We start from the raw sequence: 580 nt of genomic DNA, 5'->3' as shown, positions 1-580 counted from the left end.
ACTGTGGACCGTGCTCAGGTATATTCGGCGGTGGCGAAGGCAGTTTAAGCAATTCCCAATTTGAGAGGACCCGCAAGTGACGTTGAAGAGAAAGTTGCATCGTCGTCTCGGACTGCCGTACTCGTATGACACTCAGTATGCACCGATCCGAGGATTCTTCGGAGACAAGCGATTCCTCAGCAACTTCTTCCTGCGTCCACTTTCGCTGTACGGTATCGAGTTCCCGTCATCCGAGCATGCCTTCATGTGGCACAAGTCGGAAGATGCAGGGTACAGAAAACGTGTGCTCGCGGCCCCGACGCCAAAGCGCGCAAAAGCAGTGGGAAAGTCTGCTGCGCTTCGTCCCGATTGGGATAAGAGCTACAAGTTTGAGGCGATGCTACGGGTGCTGCGCGCCAAGTTCCGTGACCCCGAGTTGCGGAAATGGCTGCTCGACACAGGTCAGGCTTACCTTGAAGAGACCAATACGTGGGGTGACATCATCTGGGGCCGGTGTAATGGCGTCGGTGAGAATCATCTTGGGCGTCTGCTCATGATAATTCGGTACGAGTTGCAACAAAGTTGTTGACATGTAGTAAAT

General features: G+C 53.6%; 1 protein-coding gene. It reads left to right on the top strand.

The genetic code is table 11. The features are described 5' to 3' along the window. The first annotated feature begins 76 nt into the window (after window positions 1-76). Window positions 77-568: an NADAR family protein gene (locus tag AC1RO3_RS08345; RefSeq protein WP_353985998.1), complete on the top strand. Its 492-nt coding sequence runs from the start codon at window positions 77-79 to the stop codon at window positions 566-568. Window positions 569-580 lie beyond the last annotated feature (12 nt).

Source organism: Dellaglioa sp. CoH-57-MRSF-19 (assembly GCF_056781975.1).
Note: the sequence above shows the minus strand (reverse complement) of the source record. Positions and strands in the feature narration are given on the sequence as shown.